Raw genomic sequence first — 21493 nt, forward strand, 5'->3', positions numbered from 1 at the left:
AGCCTGTATGAACTCCCGATTCCTAGAGCTGTACAACCAAGAACTGCGCCATGTCCGCGAGATGGGCGTCGAGTTTGCGGCCGAGTATCCCAAAATTGCCCGTCGCCTGGGGCTGGGTGGTGTCGAGGTCGAAGACCCCTATGTCGAGCGACTGCTTGAAGGCTTTGGCTTTCTCAGTGCCCGTGTGCATTTGAAGCTGGAAGCCGAGTTTCCGCAGTTCACCCGGCATTTGCTGGAGATGATCTACCCGCATTACGGTAACCCGACACCCGCTGTTGCGATTGCGCAGATGGTGCCTTCGCAAGGCGCCAGCAATCTGGCCAATGGTTATACCGTGCCAAGAGGTTCGCGCATGCGGGGACTGCTGACGCATGGCGAGCAGACGGCTTGTGAATTTGTGTCTGCCCATGAAATCAAGCTCTGGCCCATTGAGCTGGAATCGGCGCGTTACCAGACCTACGCGGCAGATCTGCCGCCGGGACGCTGGGGAAATACACCGATCAAGGGATTATTGCGCCTGCGCTTGCGTACACGAGGGGCGTTGCGCTTTGACCAGCTGCAGATTGATGACCTGCCAATTTTCCTGGCAGGGCCCGAGGATGTGGCGAGCCGCCTGCACGAACTGATTCTGGGTAATGCCGCTGGCCTGATGGTCAGTGATCCGAACCGACCGGGCGAAGGGGCCAGAGTCTTGCCGGCCAGCTGTGTCCAGCCTGTGGGCTTTGAGGACAACGAAGCGTTGTTGCCGTACGGCAACCGTTCCTTCCAGGGTTACCGGTTGCTGCATGAATATTTCGCCATGCCGCACCGTTACCTGTTCTTCCGTCTGGCAGGCCTTGCCGACGAGATCCGGCGCGTTGGGGGTGATCAGATCGAGATCGTCCTGCCCTTCACCAAGGGCGATGATGCTTTGGCCTCGCTGGTGGATGGTGATGCCTTCAAACTGTTCTGCACGCCAGTCGTCAACCTGTTCCGCAAGCGGATTGACCGTATCCATCTGCAGCCTGGCGTATTCGAGCATCATGTGGTGGTAGACCGTCGCCGGCCGCAGGATTTCGAGGTGTTCCAGCTGCTGCAGCTGGAAGGCTATACCGCCAATCAGCATGATGAGCAGATTTTCCGGCCGTTCTACGCCTCTTACGACGCGCCGCCGGAGTTACGCGGCGAAGCCTACTTCACCGTGCGGCGGGAGGCTCGGCTGCTATCCGACCGCCAGCGCCGAACCGGTGCGCGTGCCAGTTACGCCGGTAGCGAATTGTTTGTATCGCTGGTTGATCGCCAGCAGGCGCCGTTCCGGGCAGATCTGGATCAGCTGGGGGGGGAAGTGTTGGCCACCAACCGCGATCTGCCCCTGATGCTGCCAACCGGCGGCGACCACGACTTTACCTTGCTGGATACGGCTCCGGTTGATGCGGTGCGCTGTCTGCGCGGCCCGAGTCGGCCATTGGCGGCGGTTACTGAAGGGGAGATTGCCTGGCGATTCATCAGCCACTTGTCGCTTAACTATCTGAGCCTGACCGATCTGGACCCGCAGCAAGGAGCGGCAGCCTTGCGCGAGTTGCTGTCGCTCTACAGCGAGCGCGGCGACATTGTTTATGCCAAGCAGCTCGAAGGAATACGCTCGGTCAGCGCCAAGCCGGTAACGCGCCGGCTGCCCATGCCCGGCCCGATCGTATTCGGGCGCGGCATCGAAGTGCAGGTGCTGGTCGATGAGACACCGTTTGCCGGGTCCAGCCCCTTTCTGCTGGGCATGGTACTGGAGCGCTTCTTTGCCCGGCATGTCAGCCTTAACAGTTTCAGTCAGACAGTCCTGACTTCTCAAACACGCGGAGAATTAAAGCGATGGTCAGCGAGAGCGGGCACACGCCAGATCGTGTAGAGACGCTGGCGTACGCTCAGGAACACCCACGCGAATACCAGCTTTTCCAGTTTCTGCGTCTGCTGGAATGCCTGAATGCCGACAAGCCACGGCTTGGTTACGCCCATCGTCCTGTTGATGAGCCGGTCAGGGTCAACCAGCCGCCATCCCTGCTGTTCGCGCCGAGCGAGGTCGAAAGCATTGAGGTGGATGCGGCGGGTCGGGCCAAGGTGGCGATTCATTCGTTCGGCTTGTTCGGGCCGAATGGCGCATTGCCGATTCATTTGTCTGAGTACGCCTGGGATCGTCAACATAATTATCGGGATTCGAGCTTTTCCGGTTTTGCTGACGTTTTCCATCATCGGATGGCCCTGTTGTTCTACCGGGCCTGGGCTACCTCACAACCCACGGTCGCGGCAGATCGACCGGATGACGACCGGTTTTCGCGGTTTGTCGGTGCAATGGCCGGCTACGGCATGGCTTCGCTACGCGAACGGGATGTGGTTGATGACCCGGCCAAGCTGTTTTATGCGGGCTTGCTTAGTCGCAATGTCAGAAATGCCGACTGTCTGCAACAGATTCTGCGAAACGATCTGGGCGTTGAAGTGGAGATCGAGCAGTTCAAGTTTCATTGGATGGAGATCCCACCCGATCAACGCACGATGCTGGGTCGGCCCGGCCCGCAGAATGCGCTGGGGCAGGGGACCTTGATCGGCAGCCGGGTGCCGGATTGCCAGCATGCGGTGGGGATTACCCTTGGGCCGATGAGCCTTGCGCGCTACCGACAGTTCCTGCCGGGATCCCCGAGCCTGCAGCGCCTGCTCGACTGGTTGCGCAATTACGCGGGTTTTGAGTTCCGTTGGGATGTGCGCCTCAAGCTGGCCAAGCCTGAGGTGCCGGCGCTGAAGCTGGGGCGCGGCGGGGGGCAATTGGGCTGGACGACCTGGCTTGGCCATTACAATCGGCCGGAAGATCCTGCCGATATGGCGATGACGCTGGAACTGGCTGTTGATTGATCCATACCCGGCACCAGCAGGTGCCGGGTATGGATGGTTACGACTTGTCGCCGTCCTTTTTAGGGGTGGGCGACATCAGGATGCTGGCAGAGAGCGGGTTCTCCAACGGCATCGAGAAGTTGGCATCGGTGTTCCGGGGAGTGGTCGGCGACAAGCCTAAGGGATCGCCCAAACCCAGAGGGTCGGCAACCGTGGTATGGGCGTGAACATCGAACACACCGCCCGGCGCCAGTGGATCGGCACCCGAGCCGCCTTGCAGGCCGAACAGGAGATCCAGGCTTTCACTGCGGTGGCGCGTTGGGTCCAGGTTATTTTGCTGGTGCATGGGGTCAACCAGATCGACAGAGCGATTTTCGTTGGCTCGACCTAGACCCGTCCCCGGCTTGGGGCCGAGATCGAGATAGTTGGAAGCTGCCAGTGGTTGTGCGCCTGGTGCGGCAAACGGGTTGGCAATCACTTCGGATGCCGTCTTGTTTGGCTTCTGACCGGGTTTGGTGGCACCGAACATATCGGTTTCGTTAACCATCAGACTGCCGGGCCGGGCCGGTTCGGCAGGCGGCGGGGCCGACGAGGGGGTGGTGGCTGGTGCTGGGCTCAACCAGTCGTCAACGAGTGGTGATGGCGAAGTGCTGGCACCCAGCAAGCCAAGTGGGTCATCGACTGGCTTCGCGGCGGCTGGTGTAGCCTTGACCACGATGGTGGCGCCGAATGGATCGTCGGGTATCAGGTCTGCTGCGGGTTGTGGCGGCTGGCGCTCCGCAATCAATGGGGCCGGATTCACTGCTGGCGTCGGCTTGGCCGGGTTGTGCCAGTCGTCGGCTGGTGCGGTGGCCGGCGTAACCCTGGCATCCGCCGCTACCACGAGGGGATCGCTGGTCGGTTTGGGCGTGGCTTGCATAACGATGGTGGCGCCGAACGGATTGCCCGGAATCAGATTATTGGCGGGATGCGGCTGTGGTGCCGGGCCGCTGCCGGTGTTGGCCACAATGCCATCAAAGGGATCATCATCCGGAAACAGCGGTGAAGCCGGTTTAGGGCTGGTAATCGGCGCCGGCTCGATAATGGCTGCTGGTGCTGGTGCTGGTGCTGGTGCTGGTGCTGGTGCTGGTGCTGGTGCTGGTGCTGGTGCTGGTGTGGTGGGCGAACCGTTGCTGAACAAGGCAAACGGGTCATCGACCGGGATCGCAGCAGGACTGCTTGCAACGGCGGCCGGGCTTGGCGCCACCACTGGATCGCTGCCGAACAGGGCGAATGGATCATCAACCGGTACGGCGCTGCTGGCCGGGGCAGGATTGACTTCTGGTGCAGGCGGCGTAACAGGTGTTGGCGCGGCCGGGGCAAACAGCGCGAAGGGGTCGTCCGCCGGTAAGGGTGTTGCGGCATTGGGGGCGGCGCTTACCTGGGGTGCGGCCGGACTTCCGACCATTGGCGCTGTGGGGGGAAGCTCAGCCGGTGCCGTTGCAATGGGTGCGAGATCGGCAAATGGATCTACCGGAATCGGCGAAACGGGCAGGGCGGTGGGCGAGGATAGATCGCCGAATAACGCAGCTTCGTCCGGGATCTGCGCAAGCGGTGTGCTGGCAGCTATCGGTTCCGGTGTTGGCGTGGCGACCGGCTCGCCCGGCAGGCCCAGGTCATCCGGAATCATGCCGACTGGTGCGGTGGCGGTGGAGGATGACAGGACGGCATAGGGGGTCGGTTGCGGAACCGGTGAGGCCGGGATGGCGCTGGAGCTCGTATCCAGATCGACCTGCATGCGATAAATGCCGATGCGGATGTCGTCGTGATGGTTGAGCGCAGCAAATTTGCCGTATCCCAGTGGTCGGTCGTTCAGGAATACCGGCAACAGATCGCCGAGATCTTTCAGGCGCCATTCACCATTGATGAGTTCGATGGATGCATGAACCTGCGAAAGATTGGCGTCGTTGCGCAAGCATAGCGAGTTGGCCGGGGCGCGACCCAGTGTGCCGCCCTCCATATCGAATGAGGCACCGATGCCGGTTTCCGGTGTGCGACCGTCGATACTGGTAATCCAGATTTTCATGCAGTGAGCTCCTGCGCAGAGGGTTGAATCTTGAACCGGGCAATTGTAGCAAACCCGCTTCACGCCGGCCTTGCAGGCTGTAAGGCTGGGGGCAGTGGGTTTTCGAGTATGTTGTAAAGGTGTCGTTGACGGCTGGAATGACGGTCCGGTTTGATTGGGTCGTGCAGGTTGGCCCAGGCAGGGGCCTGTGTTGACTCGGGATGAGCCGTCAATCTGCCAAGTGTGCCAGTACCCATTTTCATGACAGGACAGCAAACAAGATGACCGTTATCAATCGCGCCACGCTGTTTGGCAAACTCAACCCACTGTTGTTCAAGGCAGTGGAAAGCGCCGTCGTTTTTGGCAAGCTGCGGCATCACCCCAAGGTCGAGCTGGTTCATTGGGTGAATCAGATTCTGAATCTACAGGACTCCGATTGGCATCGCGTCATCCGCCATTTTGGGCTGGATGAAGCAAAGCTTGCCAATGACCTGTCGGCGGTGCTTGAGCGGCTGCCACGCACTTCTGACAGCATCGACCTCTCGGCAGATCTGGAAAATGCTGTCGAGCGGGCCTGGGTTTATGCCTCATTGGCGTGCAATGCCGCCAATATCCGCGGTGTCCACCTGCTGGTGGGGATGCTGCACACCGGTTTTTTGTGTGATGCGCTGTTCAAGATTTCTTCCGAATTCCGTCGCATAGACCTGACACGCTTGGCAGCGGATAACGCCAGCATCGTCTCGGGCTCCCCGGAAGACCAATTGGCGACCAGCTTTCAGACGGCTGCTCCTGGCGAGGCCAGCGAGGCGATAGCGCCGGCTGCCATGGGCAAGCAGGAAGCGCTCAAGCGCTATGCCGTTGATCTGACCGCCCGCGCCCGGGCTGGCGAGCTGGACGCAGTAACAGGCCGTGACGATGAGATCCGCCAGATCGTCGATATTCTGATGCGTCGGCGCCAGAATAATCCCTTGCTGACGGGGGAGGCTGGCGTTGGCAAGACCGCCGTGGTGGAAGGTTTCGCCCTGCGCATTGCCAAGGGAGATGTACCTCCACCTCTGCGTGAAGTGAGCCTGATGGTGCTGGATATTGGTCTGTTGCAAGCCGGCGCCAGCATGAAGGGGGAGTTTGAAAACCGATTGCGGCAGGTGATCGAGGAAGTCCAGTCCTCCGAGAAGCCCATCATTCTGTTCATTGATGAAGCTCATACCCTGATTGGTGCGGGTGGTGCGGCTGGCACCGGCGATGCCGCCAACCTGCTGAAGCCCGCCCTGGCGCGCGGTACTTTGCGGACTATCGCGGCCACGACCTGGAGCGAGTACAAGCGCCATATCGAGAAAGACCCGGCGCTGACCCGTCGCTTTCAGGTTGTACAGGTGCATGAGCCGGACGAGGCCAAGGCGCTGAAGATGATGCGTGGGCTGACCGACCAGCTTGAGCGACATCATGGTGTGCAGATTCTCGATAGCGCTCTCGAAGCCTCGGTGCGCCTCTCCCATCGCTATATTCCTGCCCGGCAGCTGCCGGATAAGTCGGTCAGCCTGCTGGATACCGCTTGCGCACGTGTGGCGGTCAGCCAGTATGCAACGCCGGGGCATATTGAAGACGAGCAAAAAGCCATTGAGGCGCTGGAAACCGAATTGGCGATTGTTTGCCGGGAAGCTGCTATTGGCTTGGGAACACCGGGTCGCCGTGAAGTGATTGAGGCTGAACTGGCCGAGCGCCGCGCCGAACTGGCGACGCTGGAGGCCCGCTGGACGGCTGAGCGTGAGCTGACGCATTCCATTCTTGAGGCCCGCCGAGAGCTGGCAAAACTGGTGGCTGAGCTGGAGCAGGATGATGCCGAGGCCGCTGAGCTGGCTGCGTCAGCCGAAGAAGGCAGTGTGGATGGTGCGGCATTCATTGCCGAAGCCCAGCCCGCCTCTGATGCGGCAACGCGTGAAGAAAAGCTCGCACACCTGCAGGCGCTTCAGGCCAAGCTTGCCGAGTTGCAAGCGGACAAACCCTTGGTGCTATCGACCGTAGATGAGATGGCTGTTGCGGCGGTCGTGGCCGATTGGACCGGCATTCCGGTTGGGCGCATGGTGAAAGACGAGATCGAAGCGGTGCTCAAGTTAGCTGATCGTTTGAATGAGCGGGTGCTTGGTCAGAACCATGCATTGGAGGCGATTGCCCGTCGCGTTCAGACCTCACGCGCCCGGCTTGATGATCCGAACAAGCCGATCGGAGTTTTCATGTTGGTGGGGCCGTCTGGCGTCGGTAAGACCGAAACAGCGCTGACGCTGGCGGAAATGCTCTACGGTGGCGAGCAGAACCTGATTTCGATCAATATGAGCGAATTTCAGGAAGCCCACACCGTTTCTACCCTTAAAGGCGCTCCACCCGGTTATGTTGGTTATGGCGAAGGGGGGGTATTGACCGAGGCGGTACGTCGGCGTCCTTACAGCGTGGTGCTGCTGGATGAGATCGAGAAGGCGCATTCCGATGTCCACGAAATCTTTTTTCAGGTTTTCGACAAAGGCTGGATGGAAGATGGCGAAGGACGTTATATCGACTTCCGCAATACGGTGATTTTACTCACCTCCAATGTGGGGAGCGATCTGGTGATGAGTCTATGCAAAGACCCGGAGCTGATGCCGGAACCCGAGGGTATTGCCAAGGCGCTGCGTGCGCCACTGCGCGAAGTCTTCCCGGCGGCGTTGCTGGGACGGCTGAACGTTGTACCGTACTACCCGCTCTCCGATGCCATTTTGGCGGATATTATCCGCCTGCAGCTGGATCGAATCGCCAAGCGGGTGTCGGCGAACCACAAGGTGGATATGCGCTACGACAGTAGCTTGATCGGCCTGATTGCGGCGCGTTGCAATGAAATCGAGAGTGGTGGCCGAATGATCGACGCCATCCTGACTAGTACCGTTTTACCGCGCCTGTCTACTGAGATCCTGTCTCGACTCTCCAAGGCCCAGTCTCTGCAAAGTATTGTGCTGTCTGCAGCAGAGGGCGAGATCGTCTATGAGTTCAGTTGAGAGTTGTCGTCACGGCGCCAGCTGAAGACGCCGAGTGGTGCTTATAAAAAAGGGACGTCTGCGACGTCCCTTTTTTTGGTACGCGGATGAATTGATATCCGGCATACGTGACAGAAGTATTTATGGTTGTCGGAACAGCACATAGTGCTCGGTTTCGTCACCTGCGCGATTGCCGCGCCAGATCATATGCCAGTTGCGGAAAGCGACGGCCGAGGGATCATCCGCCTGTACAAGCAGCAAGGGGCATCGAGGCATGATGGTGTCTTCCAGCCGCTGAGTACGTATACCGGCGTAGTAGTGCAGCATACCGCGTTGGCTGTCACCGAGTTTCCAGCTGGACACACATTGATTTCCTTGCGAGTAAATGACCTGGCTGAGTTGGTTGGCCAGCGGTCGGTAACTGGTGCGAGCATCCGACCAGGGGAGCCAGAAAGCCATGGCTAGCCCCCAGACCAATGTGACCCCGGCCGCCCAGTTGGTAACCGCTTGTCGGCCCATGGGACGACGGCGTGATACGGCCCACAGCCAGACCAGGCTCATAACGATACCCACCACAGCGGCGATGGGGGAAAACACGGGCTGGAATCCTGGTGCCAAGGCGATCGCCCGTGCTGCCATGCGGGGAGGTATGCCAAAGTGCAAGGCTAGCCAGCCTAGCCATAGCAACAGAGCGAGCAACCCGAATGTCATGACACCAAACCAGTTGAGGAATGCTGCCATGCCACGGCGTTGAATATCCAACCCGGCGGCACCCAGAATGGCCAGTGGCGGGAGCAGGGGCAACGCATAGTCGGGATATTCGCGTACGGCGATGATCACCGGGATGATGTAGCAGAGGATTAGTACGAGTGGTAGCCGGATGCGGACTTCATCAAGCCGGTCCTTGAGCATCCAGAGGCTGGCTGCAGCAATCGGCCAGGCTGGCCAGGCAAACCAAGGAAGTAACTTGAGATAGTAACCAAAAGGATGGAAGACCGAGGCGTTGCCAAAACCACCAAAGAATCCAAGTGCATGGGTTTGCCACCAAAATTCGAAGGTCTCCGGCGCTTGCTGTAATAGTGCCAACGGCCATGCTGCTGCGAGCGGCAATGCCACTGCCAAGGCAATCGAAAATGTGGTGATACGTATCCGAGAGCTCCAACTTGCAAGATGACTGACCAGCCATGCTGAAGCCAGCATCAGCATCGGCTCAACCAGACTGCCGGCCATGAACATGATGGCTAGCGAGATGCCAAGCACACTGCCAGCCAGCTGAGTCAGGCGCGGTGCCAATGACAGGCCATACATTGCAAAGGCGTAGCCGGCCAGTAAGGCGGGGCTAGGTGAAAGTAAATGTCCGGGCAGCAACAGTCCGAGGGAACCCAGCAGGATAAGGACCGCGCTCCGGCCATGGCGGCGGCCGATCAGCTCGCGGCCAGTCAGGCCAGTTCCCCAAAGTGCAAGGGCCGTAAAGAAACCAGAGGCAAGCCGGGCCGCGTCATGAATGGGGAGCCATCCCTGACTCATGCGTGCAAAGAACGCGGCCACCCAGTGAAACAAGGGAGGATGCTCCACCAGAGCTTGCCCGGCCACCTGCGGCACCAGCCAATTGGCGCCATTTAGCCAATGCCGGATGATGTCGGCCAAGACAATTTCATCGGGCTTGAGCGGCTCGCGCCCTATCAGGCCGGGTATTAGCCAAACCAGACAAAGCAGTAGCAGCAGCCACGGTTTCTCGGTTGGCTTAGGCAAGGGTAGTTCATGGGGGGGCGTGTAGGTAAGCATGGTGGTTGCGTGTCACGCTTGTAGATCGGCAGGGCAAATAGCAAAAAAGGCAGCTTGCGCTGCCTTTTTGTCTCGGGGCCAGAAGCCCTTGGCGAGAAGCTTAGCGCTTGAATGCGCCGTACTTCTGGCGGAATTTCTCAACACGACCTGCCGTGTCTACCATTTTTTGCTTGCCAGTGTAGAAAGGGTGGCAGGCAGCACAAACTTCAATGTGCAAGTCTTTGCCCATGGTCGAGCCAGTCTTGAAGGCGTTGCCGCAAGAGCAGGTCACATTGATTTCAGTGTAGTTAGGGTGAATACCGGTTTTCATGGGAATCCTTTGGAAAAGGCGGGCCTGGATTGTGCAGTGCCCATTTGGGTAAAACGTTTATTATGAAGCCTGCAACCTTGCTTTGGCAAGCAAAAGGCCGCAGTGCTTAGCGCCGCATTGAGTCGAAAAAGTCCGCGTTATTCTTGGCGCCGCGAATCTTGTCAAGCAGGAATTCCATCGCATCAAGGTCGTCCATTGGGTAGAGCAGCTTGCGTAATACCCAAATGCGTTGTAGTTGGTCTTGCGGGATCAGCAATTCCTCGCGACGTGTGCCGGACCGGTTGACATTGATTGCCGGGTAGATCCGCTTCTCGGCCATGCGACGGTCGAGATGGATTTCCATATTGCCGGTACCTTTGAATTCTTCGTAAATCACATCATCCATGCGGCTGCCTGTGTCGATCAGGGCCGTGGCGATGATGGTCAGACTACCGCCTTCCTCAATATTTCGGGCAGCCCCAAAGAAGCGTTTGGGCCGCTGCAGGGCATTGGCATCCACACCGCCGGTCAGTACTTTGCCTGAGGCAGGGACGACCGTATTGTAAGCGCGTGCCAGGCGTGTGATTGAGTCAAGCAGAATCACGACGTCTTTTTTGTGTTCGACCAAGCGCTTAGCCTTCTCAATCACCATTTCGGCGACCTGAACATGGCGGGTGGCGGGCTCATCAAATGTTGAGCTGACAACTTCACCTTTTACCGAACGTTGCATTTCGGTGACTTCTTCAGGGCGCTCGTCAATTAGCAATACGATCAGCATGACTTCCGGATGATTGGAAGTAATGGCGTGGGCGATATGCTGCAGCATCACGGTTTTGCCGGACTTGGGCGGCGCAACCAGCAGGCCACGCTGACCTTTGCCTATCGGGGCGATCAGATCAATGACTCGCCCGGTAATATTTTCCTCGGCTCGAATATCACGCTCCAGCATGAGTCTTTCGCTGGGAAATAAAGGCGTGAGGTTTTCAAACAGGATTTTGTGTTTGGTATTTTCAGGCGGCTCGCCATTTACGCGATCCACTTTTACCAGGGCAAAGTAACGTTCACCATCTTTAGGTGTTCGGATTTCACCCTCGACGGTATCGCCGGTATGTAAATTGAAACGGCGGATTTGCGAAGGACTTACGTAAATGTCGTCGGGGCCTGCCAAATAAGAAGTATCTGGCGAACGCAAAAAGCCAAATCCATCGGGCAAAACTTCCAAAGCGCCATCGCCGTAAATACTTTCACCACGTTTTGCCTGATTTTTGAGCAGGGCAAATATTAAATCCTGCTTTCGCATCCGGTTTGCGCCGTCGATTTCATTGGCGGTTGCCATTTCGACTAGCTCGGAAACGTGTAAATGCTTTAAATCGGATAAGTGCATAGCAGCTGCGATGACTCGAAGGAGAATGAAGGATTTGGGGGTTTGGGATGAAAACGACGGGCTGAATTGCCGGTCGGTTTTGCATTATCGGAAAAACACCGCAGTAATGCAGGGAGAAATTAGATTCTGGCTGAAGATTATACGCTGGAAACTTGCATGTCAATGCGAGTTAAGCTTGGCGACGCAAAATTTAATCCTTGATTAATTGCATGGCGTCGCCAAGTAATTACAGATTGTAGCTTACAAATGACTGTCGATAAAAGCAGTAAGTTGCGACTTGGACAAAGCGCCTACCTTTGTGGCTTCGACATTTCCATTCTTGAAAATCATCAAGGTAGGGATGCCGCGAATGCCATATTTGGGCGGAGTGGCTTGATTTTCATCAATATTCAGTTTGGCTACTTTCAACCGGCCGGCATATTCGGTTGCGACTTCATCCAGAATTGGAGCGATCATTTTGCAAGGACCGCACCAGTCCGCCCAGTAATCAACCAGAACGGGTTGTGCAGACTGCAGCACATCTTGCTCGAAGGTGCTGTCGGTGACGTAGTGGATATGTTCGCTCATTGTGTTGTTCTCCAATCGTTTGCTCATGGGCTTGGCAAGGATGCCTGCGAGCTCAAGTGTTCGCGCTATGCTAGCCAAAATGCGGCTTTGCGCAAAGCGTTGTGGTGTGGCTACCCGGGATTTTATCCCCGCCTGGTAAAGGCCAGCGGTGGTGTTGAAGCACTATCTGCTTGAATTTGCTGATGTGGGATGTGCCAGATCAGCATGAAGCGATGCAATGAATATTGGCGGCGTTGCGCGCTAAATCAAGACGGTGGGCGCGAATTATTGCAGTTCACGCGCGGCATCGATGGCTTCGGACAGGCGTTCTACTCCAACAATCTTCATCTCGCCGATCGCGTGTTTGGGCAGGTTGGCTTTGGGTACGATGGCGGCAGTAAAGCCCAGCTTGGCTGCTTCGCGCAGGCGTTCCTGCCCACGCTGTACGGGGCGGATTTCGCCGGCCAGTCCGATTTCGCCAAAAACAACCAAACCCTCAGGCAATGGTCGATTGCGCAATGAAGAAACAATCGCGAGCAGTACGGCCAGATCAGAGGCTGGCTCGGCGATTTTTACGCCACCTACGGCATTGACGAACACGTCCTGATCAAAGCAGGCAACGCCAGCGTGCCGATGCAAGACCGCGAGCAGCATGGCTAAGCGATTTTGTTCCAGTCCCACTGAAAGGCGGCGCGGATTGGGTGCGTGTGCCTCATCTACCAGCGCCTGAACTTCCACCAGAAGCGGTCGGCTGCCTTCCTGGGTAACCAGCACGCAGGCGCCTGGTACGGGCTCGCTATGCTGGGATAGAAACAGTGCGGAGGGGTTGCTGACGCCACGAATACCTTTTTCCGTCATGGCAAACACGCCGATCTCGTTGACTGCGCCGAAACGGTTCTTGATTGCCCGGATCAATCGAAAGCTGGAATGGGTGTCGCCCTCGAAGTACAGGACCGAGTCAACGATGTGCTCCAGCACGCGCGGCCCGGCCAAGGCACCTTCCTTGGTCACGTGACCTACGATAATCATGGTTGTGCCGGTTTTTTTGGCAAAGCGTGTCAGCTGTGCAGCGCACTCGCGTACCTGTGCGACGCTGCCTGGGGCGGACTGCAATGCCTCGCTATACACCGTCTGAATAGAGTCGATGACGGCGAACTCTGGTTTCTCCTTTTCCAGAACGGCAAGGATGGACTCCAGATGAATTTCCGAAAACAGCATGACAGGCTCGGCATTGACGGCCAGTCGGCTCGCACGCAAAGCAATCTGCTGGGGCGACTCCTCTCCTGAGACGTAGAGCACGCGCCGGTCAAGGCCGATATGGCAAAGCGCTTGCAGCAGCAAAGTGGATTTACCGATGCCGGGGTCGCCGCCAATTAGCACTACGGCCCCGCCCACCAAGCCGCCGCCCAGTACGCGATCCAGCTCTTCGCTGCCGGTTGTAGTGCGGGGTGATTCGGCAGTCTCTACTTCAGACAGTCTTCGCACGGTGCCGGTAGCGGCCAGGGATTGAAAGCGGGAACTGCCGCGTGTTTCGGCAATTGATTCGGTCAGGGTGTTCCAGGCGCCACAGGCTGGACACTGTCCTTGCCATTTCGGAGAAGCGCCCCCGCAGTCACTGCAAACGTATTGGGTCTTGGACTTGCTCATAAGGTATTCAGGTTGAGGGAATTGCAATAGTTTAGGGAAATCTATTCTGGTAGAGGTAAATACGCTACGTCTTCTCTATGCTCTGGTGACGTCCTGTTTCCTGTCGCGCCGTGCCGAGTTTTGGGGCAGGGCGAGGCAGGGTGAGAGTAGTTTAGCGAGCTAGATAAGCGAACCCTAACGACGCCATGCCCCAAAAGTCGACCCGGCCTTGCGTGGCTGTTGCCGCAAAGCGGCTTACAGCCACGGCATCCCCCCTGCGGGGACGGAGGGTTTCGACGGGTTTGGGCCTGCTGCCGCGTTGACTGCCTGGCTGTTGGCTTGCAATGCAAGCGTTACGGCCTGTGCGCCCAGACGGGAAATCGCTTGCTTGGCCCACTTAAGCTGCGCACTTTTCGCCTTGCATCAGGCTCAAATCCGACGAAACGCGATCCGAAAACAAAACGTCAACAGAGCCCAATGTGGCCGAAAAGGAAATGGCAAGAATGCCAGGATCAGACAGTAGGCTTGAAAGTCCGGCCATGTCGTCTGACAATGCCTGTACGGTTGTGGACAGTTAAAGGTTTTTTAGATGACACCATTGCAGATAGTGCATGAAGGTGGCCAGCCTCTGGTTGAGCAGATCGTTGAGCAATTTGTCACGCAGATTCAGAACAAGAGTCTGCGCCCTGGCGCCAGATTGCCGTCAATACGGGGGTTTGCGGCCGAATATGGGGTGTCCAAGTTTACGGTTGTGGAAGCGTACGACCGCCTGGTTGCGCAGGGGTTCGTAGCATCCCGGCGCGGTGCAGGTTTTTTTGTGGCCAGCCGACCGGAGCCAAAGCTGGAGTTGCGCAGAGAGCAGCCGCTAGCGCGGGTATTTGATAGTTTGTGGTTACTGCGTACCGATGCCTTGGCGCTCGACAACAATATCCTGAAAGTCGGCTGCGGATGGCTGCCTTCTGATTGGATGCCTGAAGCGGAGCTGGAGAAAGCCTTGCGCGACCTCGCTCGCCGGCAGAAGGCCAGGCTGACCTGTTATGGCGAGCCTTTCGGCTATTTGCCACTGCGGCAGCAGTTGCAGATCCGGCTGTCCGAGCTGGATATCGAAGCGCCACCTTCGCAGATTCTGCTGACGCAAGGGGCCATGCAGGCACTAGATCTACTCTCGCGCTATCTGGTGAATGAGGGGGATGTGGTGCTGGTGGATGCTCCAGGCTTCTTCACGGTTTTTGCCAATCTCAAGCTGCATGGGGCGCGTATCGTCGGGGTGCCTCGCACCCCGAATGGTCCGGACATTGTCGAACTCGAACGTTTGCTGGCCCTGCACAAGCCCAAAGTATTTCTCACGAACAGCGTGCTGCATAACCCGACAGGTAGCAGCCTGTCGCCGGCGATTGCATTCCGCATCCTGCAGTTGGCTGAGAAGTACGACATCACGATCGTCGAGGATGATATCTACAGTGACTTTCAGGCTGGACCGGGTGAAAGATTGGCTGCGCTCGATCAGCTGAATCGGGTGATCTACGTTGGCAGCTTTTCCAAAACACTGTCAGCCAATATGCGCGTTGGCTTTATCGCCGCATCGCCACGGCGGATTGAGGATATCTGCAATCTGAAGTTGCTGACTGCGATCGCCAGCTCGGAAGCTGCGGAGCGGGTGATTCATACCATGCTGACAGAGGGGTCATACCGCAAGCATATGGATAGAGTGAAGGGCCGCTTACGCGGCGCCATGACCAGAGTCTGCACCCAGCTTGAGAAGCTTGGCTTCGAGCTGTGGTTACAGCCACAGGATGGCATGTTTGTCTATGCGCGGCATCCGGCGGTCGAAGACTCTTCCTTGATGGCCAGCCCGGCATTGCAGGAGGGGGTTTTGCTGGCGCCGGGCCAGTTGTTCTGCCCGAATATGGTTCGCAGCTCCTGGTTTCGGTTCAATGTCGCGCACTGTGATCAGCCGGCAGTTTTTGAATATCTTGGCAGAATGGTTGCCCAGGCAAGCCGAACCGGGGTTGTGCGCGTATAATTCAGCCATTCAAATCAACAGTCTTTCGAAACGGCGGTGAGTGACCGCCGTTTCTCATTGGAGTTCTTTCATGTCATCGCCCCGTAAACCAACGTTAAAACTTAGCCGCCCACCCGTGACGGAGCAGAAGCAGGCTCGTCAACCCGCACCGGCTTTTGCCGGCCGAGGCAAGCCAATGCCTGCCGGACGAGGGGGGCATGGCGACCAGAAACCGCAAGGCAATTGGTCTGGAAGCCGGGGCGAGCAGTCCGGCGGCTGGTCCGAGCGCCGTGAGGGCAGCTCGGGTCGAGGTGGTCCGCGCTTTGCGGGGAGGGGTGAACCGCAAGGCGGTTATGCTGACCGGTCCGAGCGGGGTCGCGACCGTCAGCCTGGTGGCTATGGCAACGAACGCCAGGATGACAGACGCCCGGCTGGCGGTGGACGTTTCAATGACGAGCGTCGTTCTGGGGCTGGACGTTTCGAGGAGTCCAGCGGAGCCGGGCGGGACCGTTATCAAGGCCGTGATGAACGGAATCAGCGAGGGGGGGAAGGGCGTTTTGAAGGGGGGGGGCGTGGCCAGAATCGCCAGCCGGGCGGTCAGGGTGACCGGTTTGGCGGCGGCAACCGCTACGAAGATCGACGCTCTTCCGGTGGCGCGCCTTACGAGCGTCGTCATGATGAAGGACGTGGCTTTCAGGAGCGTCAGGGGGGCGAACGCCGACCGGCAGGACGCTTCCAGGACGGTAATCGGTCGGATGAACGTTTCCCGCCGCGCAACGAGCGAGGAAGTGGATACGGAGATCGACAGGAAAGAGGGCGCGATGGCAATCGGTCCCGGCCAGCTGGAGCTTGGGATGAAGCCCCGCGTGGTAGCCAGGGTGGTCGGCGTGGTTCGGCTGATGGTGGCGGATATGACTCCCGTCCTCCGGCGCGGGATGCACGTGGCGGAGCCGGGCGCTATGGCGAGGAGCGCCGATTCTCTTCCAGCGAGTCTGGTGATGGCCGACGTCAGTCACCGCGCTACGAAGGCCGTCGCGATGACCGTGCGCCGGAGCAGGAGCGCTTTGGTCGCGGGCGTGACGACCAGTCGATGCGTCGGGAGGGAGCTGGGCAGCCGCGCAGGTCAAACTATACCGGCAGCGAAGAGCGTGGCCCGCGCCGAAATCCGGGACAGAATGATATGCCGCGTGGTGACGGCTTCGCTCCACCGCCGCGCTTCAAGCCGCTGCAGGTTGCACCGGCCAAGAAAATGCCGATGCGCGGCGGTAATCAGAAGCAGGTGCTGGTTCAGCAGCAATTGCGTGAGAAGCGCGTAGAAGCCCGGCATATTGACGAGCAGCGTCTGCAAAAGGCGCTGGCTTACACCGGATTGGGTTCCCGCCGTGAGTGCGAAGAGTGGATTGCCGCAGGCCGCGTCAGCGTCGATGGTGTCGTGTCGGTTCTGGGTGCGCGGGTGTCGCCGGGTAACGTCGTGCGGGTTGATGGCAAGATTGTGCATATCAAATGGCCTGACCGCTTGCCGCGTATCGTCATGTATCACAAGCCGGAAGGTGAAATCGTCAGCCGTGATGACCCGGAAGGGCGAGTAACCGTGTTTGATCGTCTGCCGCGTCTGCATTCCAGCAAGTGGGTAGCGATCGGTCGCCTGGATTACAACACCAGCGGCTTGTTGGTGTTCACCACGTCGGGCGAGTTGGCCAATCGCATGATGCATCCCCGGTTTGAAGTGGAGCGTGAGTACGCCGTGCGTATCCTCGGGCAGCTGACCGACGAGCAGAAAACAGAAATTACCCGAGGTATTGCGCTGGAAGACGGTCCAGCCAGATTCGAGCGCCTGGAAGACCACGGCGGTGAAGGGCATAACCACTGGTATCGCGTCGTGATTCGGGAGGGGCGTAACCGCGAAGTGCGCCGTATGTTTGAATACTTTGGCTTTACCGTATCGCGGCTGATGCGTGTGCGTTTCGGCTCAATGTCGATGCCCTCGCGCCTCAAACGTGGCCAATACTACGAGCTGGACGAAACCGAAGTGCTGGCAGTGTTGAAGTGGGCAGGGCTGGGGTTGACGGGCACTGCCAACTGATAAGCCGGTGGCGTCTCGTCGCCCACCGCCGCAAATAGTCACATCGCGCCCTGATGGGCACCCCGCAGGGGGTGTCTGAGGGGCGCGATTGCATGGTGATGGGGCGATGTGGCAACGACGGACTGGTGCTGGTCTGGAGGTGCTCAGGCCAGGTCAATGGGCTTTTAAAATGGATTTTGTTTAACGGACCATACGGCGTTTATGAGTAAGGCATTTACCAAAGAGTCCGAGCAGGACGATGACGATGCATTGCCGGCCCATTTGCAAATTCCGGCCAATGCCAAGAACTACATGACCCCCAAGGGCTGGAACCGGCTGCGGGAAGAGTTGCATGTACTGGTGACCAGAGAACGGCCAGAGCTCACGCAGATGATTGCCTGGGCGGCTGGTAATGGCGATCGCTCGGAGAATGGTGACTACATCTACGGCAAAAAGCGGCTGCGAGAAATTGATCGCCGTATCCGCTTTCTGACCAAGCGGCTCGAAAATGCCGAGGTGGTTGATCCGGAATCCCGCGAGCCGACAGATCAGATCTTCTTTGGGGCGACGGTGACTTATGCCCGTCCGGATGGGAGCGAGCATACGATCAGCATCGTTGGCATTGATGAGCTGGATCTTGATAAAGGCTATGTCACCTGGATTTCGCCGATTGCCCGGACTCTGACGCGGGCCAGGGAAGGTGATGTGGTGGTATTGCGCACACCGGCAGGTGATGAAGAGCTGGAGATCCTGCAGGTTGAATACAAGGCGCTGGATTAACCCTCCCCAAAATCGCCCCTGATTTGAAGCTTTTACGCGCTCGCGGATAGCTTTCGCTCTCTCCCCGACAAACGGACAGCGTCTTCCGCGTGCCGTTTGTGCTTGGTCAATAACTTTCCAGTTTTATCGCGAGAACCAGACAAGGCGTGGCATAAAAGCCGCGCCTTGCTTGCTTTGGTGCGTCGAAACTTCTAGTAATCATGTTGAGGGTATCAATAGTGTCTGGCCTATTGCGGTGGCGTAATTCGATGGCTACCACAGGCCTATTGGCCCGCGGCCTTGTTCATTGATCACTTTTCGAAGTGATAAGGGAGAATCGAATGCGCTTCATGCAACGGATTAGCGTCAAGTTGATTGCGCTGTCGGTGGTGATCGTAACCTTGTTGCTGGGGGTGTCCGGCGCGGTGAACTACGGAATCACCAAGGGTGAATTTGAGGCCGGGCTCAAGGACCAGAGTGATGCGCTGAGTAAACGCCTGCAACTCAGCTTGCCGGCGGCTATCTGGAATTTCGATAAAAACCAGATCGGCCAGATTCTCGAAGCCGAGATGGCTTCCAAGGTTTTCAACGGCATCCTGCTCTCGAATGGCAAAGAGCTGGTTGATGGCCGGGTCAGGGCCAGTGACGGCAAGCTGGTGGTGGCGAGCAAGGATTCGAAAGCCGAAGGACAAAAAGTTGAAGTTCCGCTGCACTTCAATGACAACGGCCAGACCAAACAAGTGGCCATAGCCACCATTTTTGTTTCCCGCTCCGAAATGGAGAAACTGCTCGCCAGTGCGCTTACCCGTGTGGTGATGCAGATTGTGATACTCGACGTATTGCTGGTGCTGGCCCTGGCCGCCGCACTGGCTGTGGTAGTGATCCGGCCGCTCAAGCAACTCAACAATGCTTTGCATGGGATTGCAGAAGGCGACGCCGATTTGACCCGCCGCCTGGATGAATCCAGCAAGGATGAGTTCGGTGAAGTGTCTCACTGGTTCAACGTCTTTGTCGGGCGTCTGCAGCAGGTGATCAAGCAAGTCGCGGATTCGGCCGTTCAGCTTGCCGCCGCAGCCGAGCAGACCAGTCGCATTACCGAGCAGGCCCACCATGGCATCCAGTTGCAAGAGCAGGAAACTTCGCAGGTGGTAATGGCTGTGGGCGATATGACCTCCAAGGTCAACGAAATCTCTGGCCACACCGCCGGTGCCTCTCAGGCTGCCGCCTACGCCGATGCCGAGGCCGACAAAGGACGGGGTATTGTCCAGCGGGCCGTCAATGCCATCAATGATGCGTCACTGGAGGTTGAAAAGGCGGCTGGCGTCATTCAGGAACTGGCTGAAAACAGCCAGAAGATCGGATCGGTGCTTACCGTCATCAACGAAATTGCCAAGCAGACCAATTTACTGGCCTTGAATGCGGCGATTGAGGCGGCTCGAGCCGGTGAGCAAGGTCGGGGCTTTGCGGTGGTGGCGGATGAAGTCCGGGTGCTGGCCAATCGTACCCACGACTCAACACTCGAAATCCAGAAAGTCATCAGTCAGTTGCAGGATGGCACCATGCGCGCCGTCAGTGTCATGGAGCGCAGCAAGGAAAAAGCCGATGCGGGCGTCAAAGAGGCGACCATGGCTGGCAGTACCATTGATCACCTGGCCGAGTCGGCTCGCAAGATTGCCGAACTCAACGAAGGTATTGCCGATTCGACGGACCAGCAGAACACCATGGTGCACGGCATTACCCAGAATATTCACCAGATACAGAAAATTGTGGGTGAAGCCGCTACAGGTGCCGAGCAAACATCCGTGGCCAGTGAAGAAGTGGCCCGTCTGGCGGTGCAATTACAGATCATGGTCGAGCAATTCAAGGTGTAAACAATTTGCTTCGGATAAATCTCTGGTGCTGGGGTGGGAATCAAGGAGGTTGCAATCATGTTGCTGAATAAATGGATGACCGCATTAGGTCTGGGTGTGAGTTTATTGGCCTCTACAGCGCTTGCAGCCGAAAATAAAATCATCACGATTGCCTCTCTGGAGTGGCCGCCCTATACCGGTGCCAAATTACCGGAGCAAGGGGCGAGTGTGGCGGTGGTTAAGGCTGCTTTCAAAGCCATGGGTTATGAATTGCGTGTTAATTTTTATCCTTGGAGCCGGGCAGTTGAATTGGGAAAGAATGATCCGGGATTTGCCGGGTATTTTCCCGAATATTTTTCAGACCAATTGGCAAAGGATTTCGAACTGTCCGAGCCGATAGGCACCGGCCCACTGGGCTTGGCCCAGCGCAAGGGAGAGGGGTATAACTGGAGTAAGGTTGCAGATCTCGCCTCGAAAAAAGTCGGCGTGGTGCAAGACTATGTGAATACCGATGAATTCGACGATCGTGTGGCAAAAAAGCAGCAACCGGTTGATGTGGCGCTTGATGACACCAAGAATTTATTAAAGCTTGGCGGTAAACGGGTTGATCTCGCAATTGTCGATAAAAACGTCTTCAACTATTTAATGAAGACCGATCCGCAATTGGCCTCTTTTCAGTCGGCGCTTGAAATGAACCCGAAAATTCTGGAGGACAAGAAGCTTTATATCTGCTTCAAAAAAGGTGCCAAAGGAAAAGAATGGGCAAAAATCCTGGCTGAGGGTCTGAAGAAAATCGACGTCAATGCCATCATGCAGAAACAACTGGGTAATTGAGACTGGCATATTTGAAACTTGTTGGAATTTTGGGTGGCATGCACTTCTTGAATTCAAGGCGTGGGTGCCAATCGCTCTAAGATCAAGTCATCGAAGCAAAAAAAGCCGCCTGGATATAGGCGGCTTTTGTTTTTCTGGATTTCGGCGAACCTAGGCTCTGTTGACGTTTTGTTTCCGGTCGCGCCGGGCCGAGTTTTGGGGCAGGTCGAGGCAGGGTGAGAGTAGTTTAGCGAGCTAAATGAGCGAACCCTAACGACGCCATGCCCCAAAAATCGACCCGGCCTTGCGTGGCTGTTGCCGCAAAGCGGCTTACAGCCACGGCATCCCCCTTGCGGGGACGGAGGGTTTCGCCGGATTTGGGCCTGCTGCCGCGTTGACTGCCAGGCTGTTGGCTTGCGATGCAAGCCTTACAGCCTGTGCGCCCAGACGGGAAATCGCGTGGCTTATCACTAAGCGG

At 57.6% G+C, this 21493-nt stretch carries 14 protein-coding genes; 8 read left to right on the plus strand and 6 right to left on the minus strand.

Annotated elements, in window-relative coordinates:
* Positions 1-7: 7 nt before the first annotated feature.
* Both tssF and tssG read left to right on the plus strand, forming a co-directional pair.
* A complete protein-coding gene (gene tssF, locus PZA18_RS21160; protein WP_284102877.1) occupies positions 8-1879 on the plus strand; it encodes a type VI secretion system baseplate subunit TssF in 1872 nt (623 codons plus the stop codon).
* Positions 1843-2874: a type VI secretion system baseplate subunit TssG gene (gene tssG / locus PZA18_RS21165; RefSeq protein ID WP_284102878.1), complete on the plus strand. Its 1032-nt coding sequence runs from the start codon at positions 1843-1845 to the stop codon at positions 2872-2874. Before tssF ends, tssG begins: the two co-directional genes overlap by 37 nt.
* Before the next feature lie 37 nt (positions 2875-2911).
* Here the strand turns inward: tssG and PZA18_RS21170 are convergent, their stop codons facing one another.
* Positions 2912-4918: an FHA domain-containing protein gene (locus PZA18_RS21170; protein ID WP_284102879.1), complete on the minus strand. Its 2007-nt coding sequence runs from the start codon at positions 4916-4918 to the stop codon at positions 2912-2914.
* A 260-nt stretch (positions 4919-5178) separates the two neighbouring features.
* Between PZA18_RS21170 and tssH the strand changes: the two genes are divergently transcribed.
* Entirely contained in the window at positions 5179-7920 is a 2742-nt protein-coding gene (tssH, locus tag PZA18_RS21175; protein ID WP_284102880.1) for a type VI secretion system ATPase TssH, read from the plus strand.
* Between the two features lie 120 nt (positions 7921-8040).
* Here tssH and PZA18_RS21180 read toward each other — a convergent pair whose 3' ends face one another.
* From PZA18_RS21180 to radA, 5 genes are all read right to left on the minus strand, one after another.
* Complete coding sequence (locus PZA18_RS21180) at positions 8041-9684, minus strand: ArnT family glycosyltransferase (protein ID WP_284102881.1); 1644 nt, start codon at positions 9682-9684, stop codon at positions 8041-8043.
* Between the two features lie 100 nt (positions 9685-9784).
* On the minus strand, positions 9785-9994 hold the full coding sequence (gene rpmE, locus PZA18_RS21185) for a 50S ribosomal protein L31 (protein WP_284102882.1): 210 nt from the start codon (positions 9992-9994) through the stop codon (positions 9785-9787).
* A 106-nt stretch (positions 9995-10100) separates the two neighbouring features.
* Positions 10101-11357, minus strand: a complete 1257-nt coding sequence (gene rho, locus PZA18_RS21190; RefSeq protein ID WP_284102883.1) for a transcription termination factor Rho — start codon at positions 11355-11357, stop codon at positions 10101-10103.
* Positions 11358-11597: 240 nt separating this feature from the next.
* Positions 11598-11924 (minus strand): thioredoxin TrxA, encoded by a 327-nt coding sequence (gene trxA, locus PZA18_RS21195; protein WP_284102884.1) that lies wholly within the window; start codon positions 11922-11924, stop codon positions 11598-11600.
* 264 nt (positions 11925-12188) lie between these two features.
* A complete protein-coding gene (radA, locus tag PZA18_RS21200) occupies positions 12189-13550 on the minus strand; it encodes a DNA repair protein RadA (RefSeq protein WP_284102885.1) in 1362 nt (453 codons plus the stop codon).
* A gap of 568 nt (positions 13551-14118) precedes the next feature.
* Here radA and PZA18_RS21205 point away from each other — a divergent pair.
* The 5 genes from PZA18_RS21205 (at position 14119) to PZA18_RS21225 (ending at position 21036) form a co-directional block, all read left to right on the plus strand.
* Positions 14119-15552: an aminotransferase-like domain-containing protein gene (locus PZA18_RS21205; RefSeq protein WP_284102886.1), complete on the plus strand. Its 1434-nt coding sequence runs from the start codon at positions 14119-14121 to the stop codon at positions 15550-15552.
* Positions 15553-15622: 70 nt separating this feature from the next.
* Positions 15623-17614: a 23S rRNA pseudouridine(2605) synthase RluB gene (rluB, locus tag PZA18_RS21210; protein WP_284102887.1), complete on the plus strand. Its 1992-nt coding sequence runs from the start codon at positions 15623-15625 to the stop codon at positions 17612-17614.
* Positions 17615-17905: 291 nt separating this feature from the next.
* A complete protein-coding gene (gene greB, locus PZA18_RS21215; RefSeq protein ID WP_331488633.1) occupies positions 17906-18373 on the plus strand; it encodes a transcription elongation factor GreB in 468 nt (155 codons plus the stop codon).
* A gap of 320 nt (positions 18374-18693) precedes the next feature.
* Positions 18694-20223, plus strand: a complete 1530-nt coding sequence (locus PZA18_RS21220; RefSeq protein ID WP_284102889.1) for a methyl-accepting chemotaxis protein — start codon at positions 18694-18696, stop codon at positions 20221-20223.
* A gap of 57 nt (positions 20224-20280) precedes the next feature.
* Entirely contained in the window at positions 20281-21036 is a 756-nt protein-coding gene (locus PZA18_RS21225; RefSeq protein WP_284102890.1) for a substrate-binding periplasmic protein, read from the plus strand.
* Positions 21037-21493 lie beyond the last annotated feature (457 nt).

The organism is Parachitinimonas caeni, from assembly GCF_030129945.1.
GTDB classification, from domain to species: Bacteria; Pseudomonadota; Gammaproteobacteria; order Burkholderiales; family Chitinimonadaceae; genus Parachitinimonas; species Parachitinimonas caeni.

Excerpts from the sequence above, each read along its gene's own strand:
- PZA18_RS21225 (WP_284102890.1), top strand. The coding sequence starts at position 20,281 with ATGTTGCTGAATAAATGGATGACCGCATTAGGTCTGGGTGTGAGTTTA.
- radA (WP_284102885.1), bottom strand. The coding sequence starts at position 13,550 with ATGAGCAAGTCCAAGACCCAATACGTTTGCAGTGACTGCGGGGGCGCT.
- tssG (WP_284102878.1), top strand. The coding sequence starts at position 1,843 with ATGGTCAGCGAGAGCGGGCACACGCCAGATCGTGTAGAGACGCTGGCG.
- PZA18_RS21205 (WP_284102886.1), top strand. The coding sequence starts at position 14,119 with ATGACACCATTGCAGATAGTGCATGAAGGTGGCCAGCCTCTGGTTGAG.
- PZA18_RS21180 (WP_284102881.1), bottom strand. The coding sequence starts at position 9,684 with ATGCTTACCTACACGCCCCCCCATGAACTACCCTTGCCTAAGCCAACC.
- greB (WP_331488633.1), top strand. The coding sequence starts at position 17,906 with ATGACCCCCAAGGGCTGGAACCGGCTGCGGGAAGAGTTGCATGTACTG.
- rluB (WP_284102887.1), top strand. The coding sequence starts at position 15,623 with ATGTCATCGCCCCGTAAACCAACGTTAAAACTTAGCCGCCCACCCGTG.
- trxA (WP_284102884.1), bottom strand. The coding sequence starts at position 11,924 with ATGAGCGAACATATCCACTACGTCACCGACAGCACCTTCGAGCAAGAT.
- tssH (WP_284102880.1), top strand. The coding sequence starts at position 5,179 with ATGACCGTTATCAATCGCGCCACGCTGTTTGGCAAACTCAACCCACTG.
- PZA18_RS21220 (WP_284102889.1), top strand. The coding sequence starts at position 18,694 with ATGCGCTTCATGCAACGGATTAGCGTCAAGTTGATTGCGCTGTCGGTG.
- PZA18_RS21170 (WP_284102879.1), bottom strand. The coding sequence starts at position 4,918 with ATGAAAATCTGGATTACCAGTATCGACGGTCGCACACCGGAAACCGGC.
- rho (WP_284102883.1), bottom strand. The coding sequence starts at position 11,357 with ATGCACTTATCCGATTTAAAGCATTTACACGTTTCCGAGCTAGTCGAA.
- tssF (WP_284102877.1), top strand. The coding sequence starts at position 8 with ATGAACTCCCGATTCCTAGAGCTGTACAACCAAGAACTGCGCCATGTC.
- rpmE (WP_284102882.1), bottom strand. The coding sequence starts at position 9,994 with ATGAAAACCGGTATTCACCCTAACTACACTGAAATCAATGTGACCTGC.